This window comes from Streptomyces sp. NBC_00631, assembly GCF_045206895.1.
In the GTDB taxonomy this organism is placed as follows: Bacteria; Actinomycetota; Actinomycetes; order Streptomycetales; family Streptomycetaceae; genus Streptomyces.
Map to the genome: position 1 here is coordinate 10,622,546 of NZ_CP107734.1, position 19,296 is coordinate 10,641,841.

The 19,296-nt window shown below is 72.1% G+C and carries 13 protein-coding genes; 6 read left to right on the forward strand and 7 right to left on the reverse strand.

Annotated features, from left to right (window positions below; genetic code table 11):
- The first annotated feature begins 263 nt into the window (after positions 1–263).
- From OHB00_RS47985 to OHB00_RS48005, 5 genes are all read left to right on the forward strand, one after another.
- Positions 264–2,045 carry a M4 family metallopeptidase gene (locus OHB00_RS47985; protein WP_406444945.1) on the forward strand — a complete coding sequence of 594 codons (1,782 nt, stop codon included), beginning with the start codon at positions 264–266 and terminating at the stop codon, positions 2,043–2,045.
- Positions 2,046–2,235: 190 nt separating this feature from the next.
- Positions 2,236–3,426 (forward strand): ROK family protein, encoded by a 1,191-nt coding sequence (locus OHB00_RS47990; protein WP_406444947.1) that lies wholly within the window; start codon positions 2,236–2,238, stop codon positions 3,424–3,426.
- Positions 3,427–3,457: 31 nt separating this feature from the next.
- Positions 3,458–5,254, forward strand: a complete 1,797-nt coding sequence (locus tag OHB00_RS47995) for an alpha-galactosidase D (protein WP_406444949.1) — start codon at positions 3,458–3,460, stop codon at positions 5,252–5,254.
- Positions 5,255–5,353: 99 nt separating this feature from the next.
- The gene (locus OHB00_RS48000; RefSeq protein ID WP_406444951.1) at positions 5,354–7,699 is read left to right on the forward strand and encodes a glycosyl hydrolase family 95 catalytic domain-containing protein; all 2,346 of its coding nucleotides are present in this window, start codon (positions 5,354–5,356) and stop codon (positions 7,697–7,699) included.
- Positions 7,696–8,922, forward strand: a complete 1,227-nt coding sequence (locus tag OHB00_RS48005; protein WP_406444953.1) for an SGNH/GDSL hydrolase family protein — start codon at positions 7,696–7,698, stop codon at positions 8,920–8,922. Before OHB00_RS48000 ends, OHB00_RS48005 begins: the two co-directional genes overlap by 4 nt.
- Positions 8,923–8,936: 14 nt before the next feature.
- Here OHB00_RS48005 and OHB00_RS48010 read toward each other — a convergent pair whose 3' ends face one another.
- The 4 genes from OHB00_RS48010 to OHB00_RS48025 all read right to left on the reverse strand — a co-directional run bounded on the left by OHB00_RS48010 (position 8,937) and on the right by OHB00_RS48025 (position 15,447).
- Positions 8,937–11,810: an AAA family ATPase gene (locus OHB00_RS48010; RefSeq protein WP_406444955.1), complete on the reverse strand. Its 2,874-nt coding sequence runs from the start codon at positions 11,808–11,810 to the stop codon at positions 8,937–8,939.
- Positions 11,811–11,951: 141 nt separating this feature from the next.
- A complete protein-coding gene (locus tag OHB00_RS48015; protein ID WP_406444957.1) occupies positions 11,952–12,305 on the reverse strand; it encodes a UBP-type zinc finger domain-containing protein in 354 nt (117 codons plus the stop codon).
- Positions 12,302–13,774 (reverse strand): ATP-binding protein, encoded by a 1,473-nt coding sequence (locus tag OHB00_RS48020; protein ID WP_406444959.1) that lies wholly within the window; start codon positions 13,772–13,774, stop codon positions 12,302–12,304. The genes OHB00_RS48015 and OHB00_RS48020 overlap by 4 nt, the downstream gene beginning before the upstream one ends.
- Positions 13,771–15,447: an FAD-dependent oxidoreductase gene (locus OHB00_RS48025; RefSeq protein WP_406444961.1), complete on the reverse strand. Its 1,677-nt coding sequence runs from the start codon at positions 15,445–15,447 to the stop codon at positions 13,771–13,773. Before OHB00_RS48025 ends, OHB00_RS48020 begins: the two co-directional genes overlap by 4 nt.
- 187 nt (positions 15,448–15,634) lie before the next feature.
- On the opposite strand from OHB00_RS48025, the gene OHB00_RS48030 reads away from it, so the two are divergent.
- Positions 15,635–16,504, forward strand: a complete 870-nt coding sequence (locus OHB00_RS48030; RefSeq protein WP_406444963.1) for a universal stress protein — start codon at positions 15,635–15,637, stop codon at positions 16,502–16,504.
- Between the two features lie 13 nt (positions 16,505–16,517).
- Here OHB00_RS48030 and OHB00_RS48035 read toward each other — a convergent pair whose 3' ends face one another.
- From OHB00_RS48035 to OHB00_RS48045, 3 genes are all read right to left on the reverse strand, one after another.
- Positions 16,518–17,753, reverse strand: a complete 1,236-nt coding sequence (locus OHB00_RS48035) for a DUF4032 domain-containing protein (protein WP_406444965.1) — start codon at positions 17,751–17,753, stop codon at positions 16,518–16,520.
- A 24-nt stretch (positions 17,754–17,777) separates the two neighbouring features.
- Positions 17,778–18,527, reverse strand: coding sequence for an MBL fold metallo-hydrolase (locus OHB00_RS48040; RefSeq protein ID WP_406444966.1), 750 nt, complete (start codon positions 18,525–18,527; stop codon positions 17,778–17,780).
- 85 nt (positions 18,528–18,612) lie between these two features.
- A complete protein-coding gene (locus tag OHB00_RS48045; protein ID WP_406444968.1) occupies positions 18,613–19,239 on the reverse strand; it encodes an alpha-ketoglutarate-dependent dioxygenase AlkB in 627 nt (208 codons plus the stop codon).
- Positions 19,240–19,296 lie beyond the last annotated feature (57 nt).

Genomic DNA, 19,296 nt, shown 5'->3' on the forward strand with positions numbered 1-19,296 from the left:
CATACGGTTCGGGGAACCCTCTCGCACCCCGTCACATCTCCACAGCCGGCGCACAGTTGGTCACTCCCTGATCACCGTGCGGTGGGGATTCGCCAAGTATTGCCATGAAAAGCAGGAAAAGCGACGAATTGCGCTTTACATGGACATGATTCATCCGGAAGGGTGGCGGCCCGGGGCCCGACCAGCCCCCTTGGCGCCCAACGGCGCTCTGCCGCAAGGCGGTTGGTGACCCCGGCCGTCTTCGAACGAAGGAACCCTGATCAGTGCGTAGCACGCACATACGCAGCGTGGCGGTCGCCGTCGCCGTGACGACGGCCGCCACGGGCCTGGCCGGTACGGCCTTCGCCGGTCCCGCGACGGGGGTACGGCAGTCGGCCGCGGCCTCCGCCACGACAGCCGCGCAGGTGGTGGCGGCGGCCCGGACCGCGGCCTTCGCGCACGCCTCGGCGACCGGTGTCGGCGCGGGCGACGAGCTCCGGCCGCAGGACGTGATGATCGACCCCGAAGGGGCGCGCCATGTCCGCTTCGACCGCACCCACCAGGGCATGCCGGTCCTCGGCGGTGACCTCGTCGTCCATCTTTCCCGCCGGTTGGCCTACACCGGTGTCACCCGCGCGGCCGACCACACCGTCAGGCCCGCCGCCACCGAGGCGAAGCTGACCGCACAGGAGGCCGCGGAGAAGGCGGCCGCGGCCGCCGGTGGCGACGCAGGCACCGCCCGGCTCGTGGTGGACGCCCGGGACGGCGCCGCCGCCCTCGCCTACCAGGTGACGGTCGACGGCGCGAACGGCTCCAGCACGGTCGTCGTCGACGCCCTCACCGGCAAGGTGCGCAGCAGCAAACCGGACAGCGACGAGTTCCTCTCACCCAAGCTGCTGGACACCCTCCGCGACCGCGGCGAGACCCTCGACCCGGCCACCGGCCTCGGCGCGCAGGCCCAGGCCCTCGCCGGCGCGTCCGGCTCCGCCGCCGTCCACTACCCGGTGACCGCCCACGGCTTTGGCAGGTCCCTCTTCGTCGGCAAGGTGCCGCTCACCACCACGCGGACCGCCCGCAAGAGCTTCCTGCTCAAGGACCTCACCCGCTACGGCACCGAGACCCGGGACGCCAAGGGCAGGGAGACCGAGAGCTTCGGCCAGGGCGCCAGGTTCACCAGCACCACCGACAGCTGGGGCAACGGCACCACCAGCAGCCGGGGCAGCGCCGCCGCCGACGCCCAGTACGGCATCACCGAGACGCTGGACTTCTACAAGAAGACCTTCGGCCGCAAGGGCATAGCCGACAACTCCAAGCCCGCCCGCGCCATGGTCCACTGGGGCAACAAGGTCGGCAACGCCTTCTGGGACTCGGACTGCGGTTGCATGCTGTACGGCGACGGGGACGGCGACGAGATCAAGAAGCCGCTGGTCGTCCTCGACGTCACCGGCCACGAGCTGACCCACGGCGTGGTGGACGCCACCGCCAAGCTCGAACCGACGCGCGTCGACAACGACGGCAACCAGTTCGGCGAACCGGGCGCGCTGAACGAGTCGCTGGCCGACATCTTCGGTTCCGGCGTGGAGTTCTTCGCCCACAACCAGAAGAACCCGCCGAACTACCTGCTGGGCGAGAAGCTGGGCCTGCGCCAGAAGTTCCTGCGCCGCCTCGACCACCCCTCGCTCGACCGCCTCGAAGGCACGGTCGACTACTGGTCGCCCGAGGTGGCGGACGCCGAGGTGCACGCCGGCTCCGGTGTCTCCTCGCACGCCTTCTACCTGCTCGCCGAGGGCAGTGGCCGCAAGACGATCGGCGCCACCACCTACGACTCGCCGACCTACGACGGGTCCACCGTCACCGGTATCGGCCGCGCCAGGGCCACGGCGATCTTCTACCGTGCCCTGACCCGGTACATGGTCTCCTCGACCGACTTCCACGACGCGCGCATCGCGACGCTGAAGGCGGCCAAGGACCTCTACGGCGCGAGCGGAGTCGAGTACCGCACGGTCGACCAGGCCTGGGCCGCGGTCAACGTCACCGAGGCCGACACGCCGGCCGCCCGTCACTGAGGGGCGCCCCACACCGACCCGGGTGCCCTGCCGGGGGGCCGGGCACCCGGATCGGTCGCGCTTGTGGAACACGGGCCAACGCCCCCGTCTCATCCGCCATTTGAAGGCCATTGCAGCCTCACAGTCAACCTTCAGGTGATTCCTGTTTCTTTTATTGACAGCGGAAAATAAGCCACCTAAGTTCCCGGCCATGCGCTCCACCTCCCGTGCCGAGTCGTTCCCGGCCCACACGCCGGCCGTCTCGCAGATCTTCACCACGGTCCTGTCCCACGGCCCCCTCACCCGGCTGGAGGTGGCCCGCCGGACCGGCCTGTCCCCGGCGGCCGTGACCAAGGCCGTCCGGCCGCTGCTGGCGGCCGGGTACCTGGCGGAGGACGCCGACGGCGAGGCCCGGCCCGCCCTCGGACGCCCCGCCAACCTGGTGCGGGTCGACGGCGGACGCGCGCTGTTCATCGGGGTCAAGGTCACCGGCGACGAGGTCATCGCGGTCCTCACCGACCTGTGCTGCCGGATCCTGCTGGCCCGCCGGCTGCCCGTCACGGACCGCGCGGCCAAGGCCGTCCTGACCTCCGTCGCCGAGCTGACCCTCGAACTGCGCACCGCCGCCGAGGACTTCGGCGCCCCCGTCCTCGGCCTCGGCATCGCCGTCTCCGGCGACGTGGACCGCGCCGAAGGGGTCGTGCGCTACTCGCCCTTCCTCGACTGGCGGGACGTGCCCCTCGCCGAACTCGCCGCGATGACCACCGGACTGCCGGTCGTCGTCGACAACGACGTACGCGCCCTGACCGTCGCCGAGCAGTGGTTCGGCGCCGGCGTCGGGCTCTCCGACTTCGCCGTCGTCACCGTCGGCGCCGGCATCGGCTGCGGCCTGGTGGTCCACGGCCGGGTGGTGTCGGGGGCGCACGGGGTGGCGGGGGAGATCGGGCACGTGGCCATCGACCCGGCCGGACCCCTCTGCCACTGCGGCAACCGCGGTTGCGTGGAGGCGATCGCCGGGGACGCCGCGATCGTCGCCCGCATGCGGGAGGTGACCGGCCGCCAGGTCGCCGACCCCGCGGCGGCGGTGGCCCTCGCCCACGAGGGCGTGCCCGGCGCGCGCGAGGTGTACGCCCGAGCCGGCGGGGCCATCGGCCGGGGCATCGCGACCGTGGCCAACCTCTTCGGCCCCGAACGCGTGATCATCTCCGGCGAGGGGCTCGCCGCCTACGACCTCTTCGCCGAGCAGATCCTCGACTCGTTCACCGCGGCCGCCTTCGGCTCCGCCGCGCGGTGCGACGTACAGACCCGCCCGCTCCCCTTCGAGGAGTGGGCGCGCGGGGCCGCGGCCGCCGCGATCCAGTCCTTCATCACCTCTTCTCCCACACCGACGGGCAAGGGCTGAGCCGCCCGAGACCCCGAACCCTGGAGGGCCCATGCGGTCACCTTCGACATCCGCCCTGCCCGTACGCGGGCTGAGAACCGTCCTCGTGCTGGCGATGACGGCCGCCTTCGCGGCCACCGTGCCCGCCGCACAGGCCCAGACGCCCGAGCAGATCGCCGCCAAGCCGTACATGGGGTGGTCGAGCTGGAGCATGCAGTCGTCCAAGTACCCGGGCCTGAACGACCAGGGCGACTACAGCTACCTCACCGAGGCGAACGTCCTCAAGCAGACCGACGCCATGGCGAGCAAGCTGAAGAAGTACGGCTACGACTACGTCAACATCGACGCCGGCTGGTGGATGGACTGGAACTGGAAGCAGGGGTACGACCAGTACGGCCGCCAGAAGGCCGACCCCGCCCGCTTCCCCAGCGGCATGAAGGCCGTCGCCGACCACATCCACGCCAAGGGCCTCAAGGCCGGCATCTACCTCCCGGCCGGTCTGGAGAAGGGCGCGTACGGCGACGGCAGGACACCGATCTGGAACGCCGAGGGCTGCACCACCGCCGACATCGTCTACGACGACCTGCGCACCACCAACGGCTGGGACAGCTCGTACAAGCTCGACTTCGACAAGCCGTGCGCACAGAAGTACATAGACTCCCAGGCCCAGTTGATCGCCGGCTGGGGCTACGACTTCCTGAAGCTGGACGGCGTCGGACCCGGCTCCGGCAAGAGCGGTGACCAGTACGACAACATCGCCGACGTCGCCGCCTGGCACAGGGCGATCACCGCCACCGGCCGCCCGATCCACCTGGAAGCCTCCTGGTCCCTGGACTTCGGGCACGCCGCCGACTGGCAGAAGTACACCAACGGCTGGCGCATCGACACCGACGTCGAGTGCTACTGCAACACCCTCGTCAGCTGGGAGAACTCCGTCGACGACCGCTGGGACGACACCCCGGCCTGGACCGACGTGGCGGGCCCCGGCGGCTGGAACGACCTCGACTCCCTCGACGTCGGCAACGGCGCGATGGACGGCCTCACCAAGGCCGAACGGCAGAGCTACGCCACGCTCTGGGCCGTCGCCAAGTCGCCCCTGTTCACCGGCGACGACCTCACCAGGCTCGACGACTACGGCGTCTCCCTGCTGACCAACCGCGAGGTCATCGCCGTCGACCAGAGCGACAACCCGCCGGCCCGGCCGGTCACCCCGTCGGACCCGCAGCAGGTCTGGGCCGCGAAGAACGCCGACGGCACCTACACGGTCGCGCTGTTCAACCTCGCGGACTCGCCCTCTGCGGTCACGGCCGACTGGACGGCGCTGGGATTCACCGGCAAGGCGTCGGTGCGGGACCTGTGGAACCACGAGAACCTCGGCAGCCACCAGAACAAGATCACCGAGGCGCTGCCGGCCCACGGCTCGCGGCTGTTCACCGTGACCCCGAAAGGCAGCGCGCCGGCGTACACCGGGTACGAGGCCGAAGCGAGCGGCAACACGCTGAGCGGCAACGCCTCGGTGGCCGGGTGCGACGCCTGCTCCGGGCAGAAGAAGGTCGGGAACCTGTACCAGGGCGGCAAGCTGACCTTCAACAACGTTGTCGTCGACAAGGCGGGTACGTACCTGGTGAAGGTCGCGTACATCAGCGGTGACGCGCGGTCGGCCACGATCGCGGCCGACTCCGGGGGCGGCACCAGTCACAAGTTCCCGTCCACCGGGGACTGGGGGACGGTTTCGACCGTGAGTGTGCCGGTGACCCTGAAGGCCGGTGCCAACACGATCAGCTTCGACAGTGGCTCGGGCTACGCGCCGGACGTCGACCGGATCGACGTTCCCAAGTCGCCGAGGTAGTCGGGTTGTCGGGAACTGTGCCGGCCGGTGGGGGCTGGTCGCGCAGTTCCCCGCGCCCCCAAGGGGGCGTCCTCCTCACGGACGTTGGATTGGAAGCCCATGGACAACCAACCGAGTAGACGCAACTTCCTGGCCCTCGCGGCTGCCACCGGAGCCCTCGCCGGGCTGCCCTCCTTCAGCGCCTCCGCCGCTCCCCGGCGCTCCACCGAACCGCTTGCCACCCCCCGCCACCAGCTCTGGTGGCAGGAGCCGGCCGACGACGGGTCGATGATCACGCAGGGGCTGCCCGTCGGCAACGGCCGGCTCGGCGCTCTCGCGAGCAACGACCCCGGGCGTGAGCTCCTCCTGGTCACCGACGCGACCCTGTGGACCGGCGGGCTCAACGACACCCTCGACTCCGACGGTCAGTTCCCCTACGGCCGGGCCGACTTCGGCTCCCTGACCCTCCTCGCCCGGCTCACCGTCGAGATACCCGACCACGACCTGGGCGCGGTCTCCGACTACCGCCGCACTCTCGACCTCGACAACGGCGTGGTGACCGCGTCCTACGTCCGCTCCGGAGTGACCTACCGGCGCGAGGTGTTCGCCAGCCGTCCCGACGACGTGATCGTGCTGCACTTCGGCCAGGACGGCGGCGGGCGTTACACCGGCACCATCACCCTGGAGGGCACCCACGGGGAGACCGGCGGCACGGCCGAGTCCTTCGCCGGCTCCTTCCCCAACGGGCTCAAGTACGGTGCCGCCGTCCAGGCGTACGGCAGCGGCGGCAGCGTGCGGGTGAACGGCTCGCACATCGGGTTCACCGACTGCCGCGAGCTGACGGTCGTACTCAGCGGCGGTACCGACTACGCGCCGGACGCCGCGGCCCACTACCGCGACCCCTCCGTCGACCCGGTGGCGCTGGCCCGCACCAAGGTGAAGGCCGCCGCCCTGCACTCCGCGGACTCCCTGCTGCGCACCCACGCGGCGGATCACCGGGCGCTGTTCGGCCAGTTCGACCTCTCCCTCGGTACGTCGACGGCCAACCAGCGCGAACTGGACACCTGGGCGCGTGTCCGGGCCCGCGCCGACACCGGCGATCCCGACCCCGAACTTGAGGCCGCCTACGCCCAGTTCGGCCGCTATCTGATGATCGCCGGATCACGCGGCAGCCTGCCGATGGGCCTCCAGGGCCTCTGGTTGGACGGCAACGACCCGGACTGGATGGGCGACTACCACACCGACATCAACATCCAGATGAACTACTGGATGTCCGACCGGCTGGGCCTTTCCCAGTGCTTCGACGCCTTCACCGACTACTGCGTCGACCAGCTCCCGTCCTGGACGGACCTCACCCGGCGGCTCTTCCAGGACTCCCGCAACCGCTACCGCAACTCCCGCGGCAAGGCGGCCGGCTGGACCGTCGCCATCTCCACCAACCCCTTCGGCGGAGGCGGCTGGTGGTGGCACCCGGCGGGCAACGCCTGGCTGTGTCAGAGCCTCTGGGAGCACTACGAGTTCACCCGGTCCCGCAGCCACCTGGAGAAGATCTACCCCCTCCTCAAGGGCGCCTGCGAGTTCTGGGAGGCGCGGCTGCTCACCACTACCCTGGACGACGGGAAGGAGGTGCTGATCGCGGACAGCGACTGGTCGCCGGAACAGGGACCGCTTGACGCCAAGGGCATCACCTACGCCCAGGAGCAGGTGTGGACGCTGTTCGGGAACTTCCGGACTGCGGCCGCCGAACTCCGGAGGGATGCTGGATACGCGGGCACCATCGGCAAGCTGCGTGACCGCCTCTACCTGCCGGTGGTGAGCCCCAGGACCGGCTGGCTGGAGGAGTGGATGTCCCCGGACAACCTCGGCGAGACCACCCACCGCCACCTCTCGCCGCTGATCAACCTCTTCCCCGGCGACCGGATCCGCCCCGACGGCTCCACCCCGGCCGACATCGTCAAGGGCGCCACCGCCCTGCTCACCGCCCGCGGCATGGACAGCTTCGGCTGGGCCAACGCCTGGCGCGCCCTGTGCTGGTCCCGCCTGAAGGACGCCGACAAGGCCTACCAGCTCGTCGTCCGCAACCTCCGCCCGTCCAGCAACGGCAGCAACGGCACCTCGCCCAACCTGTTCGACATCTACGAGGTCGAACAGGGCCGGGGCATCTTCCAGATCGACGCCAACTTCGGCACCCCGGCCGCGATCCTGGAGATGCTGCTGTACTCCCGCCCGGGCCACCTGGAGCTGCTGCCGGCCCTGCCCGACGCCTGGGCCGCCGCCGGCAAGGTCACCGGGGCGGGCGCGCGCGGCGGCTTCGTCGTCGACCTGAGCTGGCGGGACGGCAAGCCCACCCAGGCCCGGATCCGCAGCGTCGGCGGCCGTACGACCACCGTCGCCCACGGCGGCACGGCACGGACGATCACGCTCAAGCCCGGCGCGTCCGTCACGCTGAAGGACCTCGCGCGATGACCGGCCGGTTCGCGCGCCTCCTCGGCCTCGCCGCCGTCCTGCTGGCCGCCGTCGCCTGCCAGACCGGGCCCGCCGGGGCGGCCCCGGCGTGGGAGCCCTCGCCCCAGCCGTCCTCCCGGCACGACGTCGTCACCTGGGGGGCCAGTGCCGACCAGCTGGGACAGGGCACCGCCGACCGCGGCTACCGGCTGGTCGTGCACACCAGCGCCGCCGGCAGCTGCCTGCGGGTACGCCTCTCCAACGCCTTCGGCGACCGGCCGCTGACCCTGGACAGCGTCTACGCGGGCCTGCAGAGCCAGGGCGCCGCCCTGAAGCCCGGCAGCAACAAGCGGCTCACCTTCGACGGCGCCCGAACGGTCACCGTGCCGGCCGGCGCCACCGCGTGGAGCGACCCGCTGCCCGGCAACCTGCCCGCCGGCAGCAACCTGGTCGTCAGCCTGCACAGTCCCGACGCGGCCGGCCCCGCCACCGGCCACGGGATGGCCATGCAGACCTCCTACGTCGCCCAGGGCGACCACACCGCGGAGGAGAGCGCCGCCAACTGGACCGGCACCACCGGCTCCTGGTGGTACCTGGACTCCGTCTCCGTACGGCCGAAGAACCCGGACACCGGCGCGGTGGTGGCACTCGGCGACTCCATCACCGACGGCTGGGCGTCCACCAGCGACCAGAACCGCCGCTGGCCCGACTACCTCGCCCGCCGGCTGCAGAAGGCGGACACCGAGGTCAAGGGCGTGGCAGACGAGGGGATCTCCGGCAACAAGGTCCTCGCCGACGGCGCCGGGCAGGCGGCCCTCAACCGGCTGGACCGCGACGTCCTCAGCCAGCCGGGCGTGCGTACCGTCTTCCTCTTCGAAGGGGTCAACGACATCAAGGCCCACACCGGGGTCACCGCGGCCGACCTGATCGCCGGCTACCAGGAGATCGTCCGGCGGGCGCACGCGGCCGGGAAGTGCGTCGTCGCCTCGACCGTCGGGCCGTTCGAGGGCTGGCCGGAGTGGGATCCGGCGGGTGAGGCCGTACGCCGGCAGGTCAACCAGTACATCCGCACCAGCGGGGAGTTCGACGGGATCGCCGACTTCGACCGGATCCTGCGCAGCCCCTACGACCAGGCGCGGATGCTGCCGTTCCTCGACGGCGGCGACCACATCCACCCCGACGACAAGGGAATGCAGGCCATGGCCGACTCCGTCGACCTGGCGAGCCTCGACTGCGACCACTGAACCACCCCGTCCGATCACCCCTGCGCCGTCGGCTCGGGGGTGATCAGACGTTCCCGGTAGGCGATCGCCACCGCCTCCGTACGGCTCGCGGCGCCCAGCTTGGCCAGGATGTTGGAGACGTGCACGCTCGCCGTCTTGCCGGTGATGAACAGCTCCTCGCCGATCTGCCGGTTGCTGCGGCCCAGCGCCAGCAGCCGCAGCACGTCCTGCTCGCGTGCGGTCAGCGGCGAGACGGACTGCTCCGCCGACCCGCGCAGCAGCGCGTCCGAGCGCTCCAGCAGCGGCGCGGTCCCCAGCGCCACCGCCGTCTCCCGGGCCGCCCGCGCCTGCGCCTCGGCCTCCGCACGCCGCCCGTCGGCCGCCAGCGCCTGCGCGTACCGCAGCCGTACCCGGGCCGCCTCGTACACATCGCCGTACGCGAACGCGGCCACCGCCTTCTCCCAGGCCGCCGAGTCCGACCCGGACACGGCGCGCATCCACTCGGCCTCCGCACGCGCCAGCCAGGCCTGACCCTCCGGACCCTGTCGCGCGGCCGTCGTCCGGGCCAGCTCCACCAGTTCACCGGCGACACCGCCCCAGCGGTCCGCGCCCTGCCCGCCGCGCCGTTCGGCCGCCGCGCGGTCCGCGACCGCCGCCAGCGCCAGCGCGGCCAGCCGCACCGACACGTCCGGCGGCCGCCCCGACTCGTCGGTGAGCGCCGCGACCGCGTCCCGCGCCCGTGCCACGGCCTCCTCCGGATCACCCCGCAGCGCGGCCGCGTCGGTCAGCACGATCCCCCCGACGAGATGGCCCATCCAGTCGAACGGCTCCCCGAGCAGCTCCCCGGCGCGCGTCACCACATCCGGCTCGCCCCGGGCCAGCGCGATGTACAGGACGGGCCCCACGGTGTATCCGGGCGCGGGCTCCTCCCCGCCGGCCCGCCGCACACACTCGTCCCACTGCCCCAGTGTGTAGAGCACCAGCAGGCGCAGATACCGCATCTCCAGGGCGTACGGCGAGGACAGCAGCCCCGACCGCCGGGCCCGGTCGAGCCCCTCGGTGAGCCACGGCAGGCACTCCCTCAGTTCACCCGACTCGAAGCAGCCGATGGCGAGGCTGAACAGCGCCCGCATCTCGACCGGCGTGTCCCCGGCCGACCGGGCCAGCTCCCGCGCTTCCCGGAGCCGTTCCCGCCCCTGCCGGGTGCGGCGGCCACCGCCCTCCAGCCGGGCCAGGGAGATCAGCAGGTCGGCCCGGGCGGCGGTGGCGCCGAGCCGCTCGGCGACCTCCAGAGCCTGCCGCGCGACCCGCAGCGCGGTGGCGTCGTCCCCGACCTGACGGGCCGCCATGACGTGGGTGGCCGCCGCCCACACCCAGGTCCGGGACGGCGGTTCGGCGGGGATCATCGCGAGCGCCTCGCTGCTGTAGGCGAACGCGGCGGCGAGGTTGTCCACGGTCATGAGGTTCCCGGCGAGCGTGTAGCGCACCCGGGCGGCGAGTTCGGGATCCGCGTCCCGGCCGGTCCCGGCCAGCGCGGCCCGGGTCAGGGACACCGCCCGGTGCGCGTCCCCGGAGTGCGCGGCCGCCGCCGACGCCCGCAGCGTCAAGGTCACCGGGTCCAGCCCCTCGCCCGAGGGCCGCGCCTCGCACGGCACGGCCGGCCACAGGTCCAGGGCCGCCTCCAGATGCCGCAGCTCCTCCGCCGGGGCACCCATCCGCTGGGCGTGAGCGGCGGCCTCCACCGACGCGGCCAGCGCCTCGGGCAGATCGTGGCTCTCCCGGTAGTGGTGCGCACGCTCGGCCGCCGTCCGGGCCCCGCCTCCGCGGGCGGCCAGCAGCCTGGCGTACGTGCCGTGCAGCCGCGCCCGCTGCCCGGGCAGCAGATCGCCGTAGACGGCCTCGCGCGCGAGGGCGTGCCGGAAGGCGTAGGTGTCCCCGTCCCCGGCGACGAGCAACTGCCGCCCCAGGGCCTCCCGCACGGCGGCCTCCAGCTCCTCCTCCGGCAGTCCTACGGCGTCCCGAAGCAGATCGTGCGCGACCCGGCGCCCGGCCACCGCCGCCGTCCGCAGCACCTGCTGGGCCGTCTCCGACAACTGCTCGACCCGGATCAGCAGGAGATCGGCGAGCCCGGCCGGTATCCCGTCCGCTTCGGCGGCGGCCACCAGCTCCTCCGTGTAGAAGGCGTTGCCCTCGGCCCGCTCGACGATGTCCCGCACGGTCGCCTCCGACAGCGGCCGTTCCTCCAGCACCCGCACCAGCCGCGCCACCTCGGCATCCGCCAGCGGCCGCACCTCCAGCCGCTCCACACCGGGCAGCCGCACCAACTCGGCGAGCAGCGGCCGCAGCGGATGCCGTCGGTGCAGATCGTCGGCCCGGTAGGAGGCCAGCACGGCGAGCCGCCGCGGCAGTACCCCCCGGCTCAGCAGAAACCGCAGCAGATCCCGGGACGACTGGTCGGCCCAGTGCAGATCCTCCAGGATCAGCAGCAGCGGAGCGCTCGCGGCGAGGTCCGCGAACAGCCCGGCCACCCCTTCGAAGAGCCGCAGCCGGGCGTCGGCGTCGCGGGCGGAGTCCGGGGCGGCGCCGAGGAGGCGGTCCACAGCCGGATGGGCGGCGAGAACCGCCGAGAACCGCTCATCACCTGCCAGAACCCCGAGGATCTCGGTGAAGGGCAGATAGGGCAGCCCCACATCCCCGAGATCGACACAGTGCCCGACGACGACGGTGGTCCCGCCTTCGGCCGCCCGAGCCGCGACTTCATCAAGCAGCCGGGTCTTACCGACCCCCGCGTCCCCCGCGACCAGCAGGGCTTGCCCACGCCCGTTCCGGGCACGCTCGAGCACTCCGCCGAGGCGGCCCAGTTCCTCGTCCCGCCCGATCAGAGGGCGGCCAAAAGATCTCTGCGACACGCCCTCATCCTCGCAAGTGGCGAGAGGCGAAACCCCCAAGGGGCGCGGGGCTGCACTGGTTTGCGGCTCCGCCGCGGGGCGCGACAGGCCACGACGCACCCGCAGCCGCCCTCACCACAGACCCCCCCGCCCCTCAGGCGCTCAGCCCCGCAGAACGCGAGCCCAGTCCTCCGGCACCCGCTCCGCAGGACCCGGCACCGACTGCTCCGCAGGATGACTCACCGGCGGCGCCAACTCCGGCCCGGCCTCGAACAACTCCTCCGTCTCGAAGTTCCAGAACCACCCCTCGCCCGGCTCGTAACTGCGTATCACCGGATGCCCGGTGGAACGGAAGTGCGCCGTCGCGTGCTTCGCGGGCGAGTCGTCGCAGCACCCGATGTGCCCGCACTGCGCACACCGCCGCAGATGGAACCACCAGCCCCCCGCCGCGTCGCACTCCACACACCCGGCGCCGCTCGGCGGGACGTCCGGGTCGATCGAGGTTTCGCCACTCATACTGCCTCCACAACTGTCTCGGGTTCCTCAGGCACCTCGGCGGTCAGCGGCAGCAGCACCTGGAACCGGGTGTCACCGGGCTCCGACTCCACCCGCATGCTGCCGTGGTGCTTGTTCACGACGATCCGCCACGAGATGTCCAGACCGAGCCCCGTGCCCTGCCCCACGGGCTTGGTCGTGAAGAAGGGGTCGAAGATCCGGTCCTTGATCTCCGGCGCGATCCCGGTGCCGGTGTCCCGGAACTCGACCAGCAACTGCTCGTGGTCGAGCGCGGTCCGCACGGTCAGCGTGCCCTGCCCGCCGCCGTCACCGTCCTTCATCGCGCAGACCGCGTTGTCGATGAGGTTGGTCCACACCTGGTTGAGCTCGGCGGGGTAGGCGGGGACGGGCGGGACCGTACGGTCGTACTCCTTGACCACCTGGATGCCCCGCCCGATCTTCCCGGACAGCATCAGCAGCGTGCTGTCGAGGAGTTCGTGCACGTCCACCACCCGGTACGGCGCCCGGTCCAGCTGGCTGTACTGCTTGGCCGCGTCGACGAGGTTCGAGACGCGGGTGGTCGAGTCCTCGATCTCGTTCATCAACAGCTCGGTCTCGATGGTGTAGTTGAGCCAGCCGACCGCGTTCGGCAGGATCTCCTCGTCGACGGCGGCGGCGACCTGCTCCAGCCAGTCGGCGTCGAGCCCGGCCTGCACGAAGGTCGGCGCGAGCTCCCAGCCCTGGTCGATGCCGTGGTCCTCCAGCCAGTCGGTGAGCGCGTCCTCGCGGTCGGAGGCCTCCATCGGGCTGAGCGACGGCGCCTTGCCGACCCGTTCCGCCGTGCGCTCCTGGATCTCGATCAGACCCGCCAACTGCTCACGGGAGAACGGCCCCGAGGCGATCAGCCCGAGCTTGTGCCGCATCTTCGCCACCCGCTCGCGCAGCGTGGAGGTGGCCCGCACGGCCGCCGCGGCCGGGTTGTTGAGCTCATGGGTGAGCCCGGCGGACAACGAGCCCAGTGCCAGCAGCCGTTCCCGTTGCCCGATCGCCGCCTGGGTGTTCTTCGAACCGAAGAACAGACCCTCCAGCAGGTGCACGGCCATCGGGAACCAGTCCTGCATGATGTCCGCGAACGTGTCGGCCGGCAGCACGAAGAACCGCGTCGGCTCGGTCACCCGCATCGAGTTGTTGTACGCCTGCCGCACCCGGTCCCCGAGGTAGGCCTGCATCGCGCCCGCGTACACGCCGGCCTGCGAGGTCCGGGTGACCTCGACGTCGTCGCCGGCGACCCGCCGGGAGAGCACCACCGTGCCCTCGACCATCACGTAGAAGCAGGTGGCGGGTTCACCCTCGGTGTAGACGGGACCCGGCTGGAACAGCTCCACCCGGCCCGCCGCGCACAGCCGCCCGAGCTGCGCCGGTTCCAGCTTCTCGAAGAGGAACAGCGCGCCGATCTCCTTCGGGCTGCACGGCATCAACTGCCCGCTCATGACTGCTCCAGATACCGGTGGACGAGCATGACCGCCATGGCTCCCTCTCCGACGGCGGACGCGACACGCTTGGCGGACTCGGCGCGTGCGTCGCCCGCCACGAACACGCCGGGAATGCTGGTCTCCAGGTGGTACGGCGGCCGGTCCAGCTCCCAGCCCGCCGGCGGCCGTCCGTCGACGGTCAGGTCCGGTCCGGCCAGGATGAACCCGCGCCCGTCGCGCAGCACCGTGTCGCCCAGCCAGTCGGTCAGCGGCGCCGCCCCGATGAACACGAACATCCACTGGGCGTCGACCTGTTCCCGGTCCCCGCTCCCGACATGGCGCAGGGTCAGCTGCTCCAGCCGCTCGGTGCCGTGCGCCGCGTCCACCACCGTGTGACTGCGCACGGAGATGTTCGGGGCCTCGTCGATCTGCTGGATCAGGTAGTACGACATCGAGGCCGACAGATCGGCGCCGCGCACCAGCAGGGTCACCGACTTGGCGAACCGGGACAGGTACATCGCCGCCTGGCCCGCCGAGTTGGCGCCGCCGACGATGTACACGTCCTGGCCCTGGCAGGAGGTCGCCTCGGTGAGCGCGGAACCGTAGAACACCCCGCAGCCGGTCAGGTCGAGACAGCCCGCGGCCTCCAGCTGCCGGTACTGCACACCGGTCGCCAGGATCACGCTGTGCGCCGCGACCGCCGAGCCGTCCGCGAACCGCACCACCCGTGCGGCCCCGTTGACCTCAAGTGCCGTCACCTCGCGGGCCGTCAGGATCTCGGCGCCGAACTTGGCGGCCTGCCGCCGGGCCCGGTCGGTCAGCTGGGCGCCCGACACGCCGTCGGGGAAGCCCAGGTAGTTCTCGATCCGCGAGCTCTGCCCGGCCTGCCCGCCGGTCGCCGACCGCTCCACGAGCACGGTCCGCAGCCCCTCCGACGCCCCGTACACGGCCGCGCCGAGCCCGGCCGGGCCGCCGCCGATCACCACCAGGTCGTAGAAGTCCGCCGTCGGCGTGGTCGCGAGCCCCACGTGCGCGGCCAGTTCCGGGGCCTCCGGCTCCACCAGCGGCGTGCCGTCGGGTGTGATCACCACCGGCAGCCGGTCCCCGTCGGCCTCGGCCGCGGCCAGCAGCCGCCGGCCCTCCGGCTCCTCCACCGAGTACCAGCGGTACGGCACCTGGTTGCGGGCCAGGAACTCCCGGACGTCCGAGGAGCGGGCCGACCAGCGGTGCCCGACGACCTTGGTGGCCGGCACCGGCTTGTAGTCGCTGGCCCGCCAGGCGTCGAGCAGGTCGTCGAGGACCGGGTAGAGCTTCTCCTCCGGGGGATCCCAGGGCTTGAGCAGGTAGTGGTCCAGATCGACGACGTTGATCGCGTCGATCGCCGCGTTGGTGTCCGCGTACGCGGTCAGCAGCACCCGCCGCGCGCCGGGATACACGTCCAGGGCCTGTTCCAGGAACTCGATGCCGTTCATCTGCGGCATCCGGTAGTCGGCCAGGATCACGGCCACCAGGTCGCCGCGCAGTTTCAGCTCCCGCAGCGCGTCCAGCGCCGACTCCCCGGACTCGGCGCGCACGATCCGGTACGACGCCCCGTAACGGCGCCGCAGGTCCCGGGCGACGGCACGGGAGACTCCCGGGTCGTCGTCCACGGTCATGATGACGGTCCGTGCTGCGTCGGCAGCCTGTGCCATACGTCTCCCACCCCGAGCCGTTGGTGCCACGGGACGGTGGGCCCCCGGGAGGAGCGGCCACCGTACCGATTCCCGCCCATCGTATGTTCGATCGCCTGCCTTCGCTCTTGTACGGCGGTGCACAGCGGGCACCCGTGAGTGCGGAAGACTGATCACGCGGACACGGAACCGACGAGGAGGCCGGTGCATGACACGCCCGATCACGGCAGGGGTCGACGGAACGGAGGAGAGCCTCGCCGCTCTCGACTGGGCGGCCCGCGAGGCGGTGCGCCGGGGGCTGCCGCTGCGGGTCGTCCATGCCTGGCGGTACGAGGCGCACGAGGCGGTCGGCGGTGACCGGGAGACCCAGCGAGGGTGGGTGTCCGGCGGGGTCACCGAGTCGGTGCGGACCGTCACCGGGCGGTACCCGGAGCTCGCGGTGAGCGTCGACGTCGTGGAGGGCGGCCCGGTCGAGGTACTGGTCGACGCGGCGGCCGGGGCCGAGCTGCTGGCGCTGGGGTCGCGCGGGCACGGGCGGGTCGTCGGGTTCCTGCTGGGTTCCGTCGGCCAGGAGGTGATCGCCGAGGCCGCCCGGCCGGTCGTCCTGGTGCGTGCCGGGGACCGGCCCGTGGCCGAGGCTGCCGGGCGGGAGGTCGTCGTGGGCCAGCAGGGCGGCGCGCAGGACAGCGCGGCCGCGCTGGAGTTCGCGTTCGAGACGGCGGCGGCCCGTGGCGCGACGGTCCGGGTGGTGCGGGCCTGGACCCTGCCGCCGGTCTTCGCCTACAGCCCGGGCTCGCTGAAGCTCCTCGACGAGTCCGGAGGGATGGAGCCCTTCGAGAAGGAGGCGCTGTCCGAGGCGGTACGGCCGCTGCGCGAGCGGTTCCCGGACGTGCCGGTCGCCGAGCACGTGGAGATGGGCAGCGCGGGGCAGGTGCTGCTCTCGGCGGCCGGACCCGCCCAGCTGATGGTCGTCGGGCGGCGCGCCCACCGCACGGCGGTCGGGGCCCGCATCGGCTCGGTGGCGCACGGGGTGCTGCACCACGCCGACTGCCCGGTGGCCGTCGTCCCGCACGAGTGACCCGCCTCGGGGTTCACTCCGGGGTGACCGGCTCCAGGGTCTCCCGCGCCTTGGGCAGCACGTTCTCGATGTAGTCATCGACCGCGCTGCCGAGGCCTATGTCGTGCTGTGCCCGCTCGGACAGGTACCAGCGGTGCTCCAGCAGCTCGTGGTAGATCTCCGCCGGGTCCATGGAGCCGCGCAGCTCCAGTGGCACGGCCCGCACGGTGGGGCGGAAGACGTCCCGCACCCACCGGTGGGCCAGCACCTCGGGGCGGGCCGCGAGGGGATCTCCCGGGGCGTAGTCGTCCTGGGTGGCCATCCAGCTCTCCAGGTCGTTGAGCAGCCGCCGTGCCTGGTTCTCCTCGGCGTCCAGGCCGGTCAGCCGCAGCAACTGGCGCTGGTGGTGGCCGGCGTCGACGACCTTCGGCACGAAGGTGACCGTGTCGCCGTTGGAGGAGTGCTCGATCTGCATCTCGGCCACGTCGAAACCGAGGTCGTTGAGGCGCCGGATCCGGCGCTCGATGTAGTGGTACTTGCCCGCCGGGTACACCGAGGTCCGGGTCAGCTCCTCCCACAGCTCGCCGTAGCGGGTGCAGATCTCGAACCCGAACTCGATCGGGTCCAGCGACGGGTGCAGCGCCCCCGACGCCTCCAGGTCCAGCAGCTCTCCGCTGATGTTCACCCGGGCCAGATCGAGGTCGTACTCCCGCTGCCCGTTGCTCAGCTGCGTGTGCAGGTCGCCGGTCTCGGCGTCCACCAGGTACGCCGCGTACGCGCCCGCGTCCCGCCGGAAGAGCGTGTTGGACAGCGAGCAGTCGCCCCACGCGAACCCGGCCAGGTGCAGGCGTACCAGCAGCACCGCCAGGGCGTCCATGAGGCGGTGCATGGTGGCCGGCCGCATGGTCGTCTCGAACATCGAACGGTACGGCATCGAGCCGCCGAGGTGCCGGGTGACCAGCACCGACTCCAGTGGTTCGCCGTCCGCGTCGAGGCGGCCGGTGATCACGGCGAGCGGGTCGACGGCGGGGATGCCGATCCGGTCCAGGTCACGCAGCAGCTCGTACTCGCGCAGCGCCGGGCGCTCCGCCAGCTCCTTCACCGCGAGGACCTCGTCGCCGGCCCGGGCGTAGCGCACCACGTGCCGGGAGATGCCCCGGGGGAGTGGCACGAGGTACTCCTCGGGCCACTCCTCCAGCGGGACGTCCCAGGGGAGTTCGAGCAGGAGCGCGGGGTGCTCCGGGTTGGTGGCGCTGATCTGCAAGGCCATGGGGCGAACCTTAAGGCCAGAGGGTTACGAGGCCAGCTCCCGGGCCCGCTCGGCGGCCGCCCGCACCGGACCGCGGTGCAGCGGCCCGTGTCCGGGCAGCAGCGCGTCGCCGTCGAGCGCGCCGATCAGTTCCAGCGAGGCGAGGGCCCGGGCCCGCTCGTGGTGGAACATGTCGGGCAGCAGCTGCGGGCCCTGGATCCGCGAGGTGCGGTGCCCGCTGACGAGGGCGTCCCCGGAGATCACGAGTCCGGCGTCGGGCACGTGGTAGACGGTGTGTCCGTCGGTGTGTCCGGGGGTGTGCACCGGGACCGGGCGGCCCGGCAGGTCGAGCGGGCCGTCGGCCACCGGGAACGCCTCGGGGGCCTTGACCGGGTGCTGCTCGGTGCCGCCGGCCCGCAGCACGTGCACCAGCCACGGCACCACGCCCGGCCGCCAGGCGTTCTTCACCACCTCGCCCACGGTCACCTGCTGGAGGAACTCCCGCCGGGCGTGCGGTACTTCGGTCTCGTGCAGATAGACCGGCGTGCCGTGGGCCGCACGCAGGTACTCGGCCGAGCCGAGGTGGTCGTTGTGCGCGTGCGTGATCAGCACGGCCACGACCGACTCCGGCGAGCCGCCCACCTCCGCGAGGGAGCCGAGCAGACCCTGCCGGTCGCCCGGGTAGCCGGTGTCCACCAGCGTGACGGCGTCGCCGTCCTTGAGGATCACCCAGTTGGTGTGCTGCCCGTGCACCAGATAGGCACCCTTGCCGACTTCGTGTACCTCTGCCCGCATGATCACTCCGGCTCGCCCGTTCGTGCAGATCGAAACGGAGGACAGCCAACCACATGCGGTGGCCCGGCCCTTGCCGAGGTCCAGGTCACCGCACCCCGCGTGGCCTGAACTGGATGCTGATCCGCGGCCCGGCGGCACGCGTCGTCTTCGGTACGCAGTGCTCCCAGGTCCGCTGGCAGGAGCCGCCCATCACGATCAGGTCGCCGTGGCCGAGCGGGCGCCGGACCGAGGGTCCGCCGCGCAGCGGGCGCAGCAGCAGGTCACGGGGCGCGCCCACGGAGAGGATCGCGACCATGGTGTCCTCCCGCGCACCCCGGCCGATCCGGTCGCCGTGCCAGGCGACGCTGTCCCGGCCGTCGCGGTAGTAGCAGAGCCCGGCCGTGGCGAACGGCTCGCCCAGCTCGGCGGCGTAGTGCCGGGTGAGCGCCTCGCGGGCCTCGGTCAGGACGGGGTGCGGGAGCGGGTCGCCTTCGCCGTAGTGAGCGAGCAGGCGCGGCACGTCCACGACGTGGTCGTACATCGTGCGGCGCTCGGCATGCCAGGGGACCTCCGCCGCCAGCTTTTCGAACAGCGCGTCGGCACCGCTCAGCCAGCCGGGGAGCATGTCGATCCAGGCGCCGGAGCCCAGCTCGGTCCTGCCGATGCGGTCGAGGCCGCCGAGCCGCAGCTCGTCGGTCTGGTCGAACAGGGAGCCCTGGAGGTGCGTGGCCATGAATCCATCGTACTCGGTAATCGAAAATCTGTTCCTATTTGATCTCCGGCAGGGGCG

Coding starts and splice junctions, on each gene's coding strand:
- OHB00_RS47990 (WP_406444947.1), top strand. CDS start 2,236: ATGCGCTCCACCTCCCGTGCCGAGTCGTTCCCGGCCCACACGCCGGCC.
- OHB00_RS47995 (WP_406444949.1), top strand. CDS start 3,458: ATGCGGTCACCTTCGACATCCGCCCTGCCCGTACGCGGGCTGAGAACC.
- OHB00_RS48000 (WP_406444951.1), top strand. CDS start 5,354: ATGGACAACCAACCGAGTAGACGCAACTTCCTGGCCCTCGCGGCTGCC.
- OHB00_RS48005 (WP_406444953.1), top strand. CDS start 7,696: ATGACCGGCCGGTTCGCGCGCCTCCTCGGCCTCGCCGCCGTCCTGCTG.
- OHB00_RS48015 (WP_406444957.1), bottom strand. CDS start 12,305: ATGAGTGGCGAAACCTCGATCGACCCGGACGTCCCGCCGAGCGGCGCC.
- OHB00_RS48020 (WP_406444959.1), bottom strand. CDS start 13,774: ATGAGCGGGCAGTTGATGCCGTGCAGCCCGAAGGAGATCGGCGCGCTG.
- OHB00_RS48025 (WP_406444961.1), bottom strand. CDS start 15,447: ATGGCACAGGCTGCCGACGCAGCACGGACCGTCATCATGACCGTGGAC.
- OHB00_RS48030 (WP_406444963.1), top strand. CDS start 15,635: ATGACACGCCCGATCACGGCAGGGGTCGACGGAACGGAGGAGAGCCTC.
- OHB00_RS48035 (WP_406444965.1), bottom strand. CDS start 17,753: ATGGCCTTGCAGATCAGCGCCACCAACCCGGAGCACCCCGCGCTCCTG.
- OHB00_RS48040 (WP_406444966.1), bottom strand. CDS start 18,527: ATGCGGGCAGAGGTACACGAAGTCGGCAAGGGTGCCTATCTGGTGCAC.
- OHB00_RS48045 (WP_406444968.1), bottom strand. CDS start 19,239: ATGGCCACGCACCTCCAGGGCTCCCTGTTCGACCAGACCGACGAGCTG.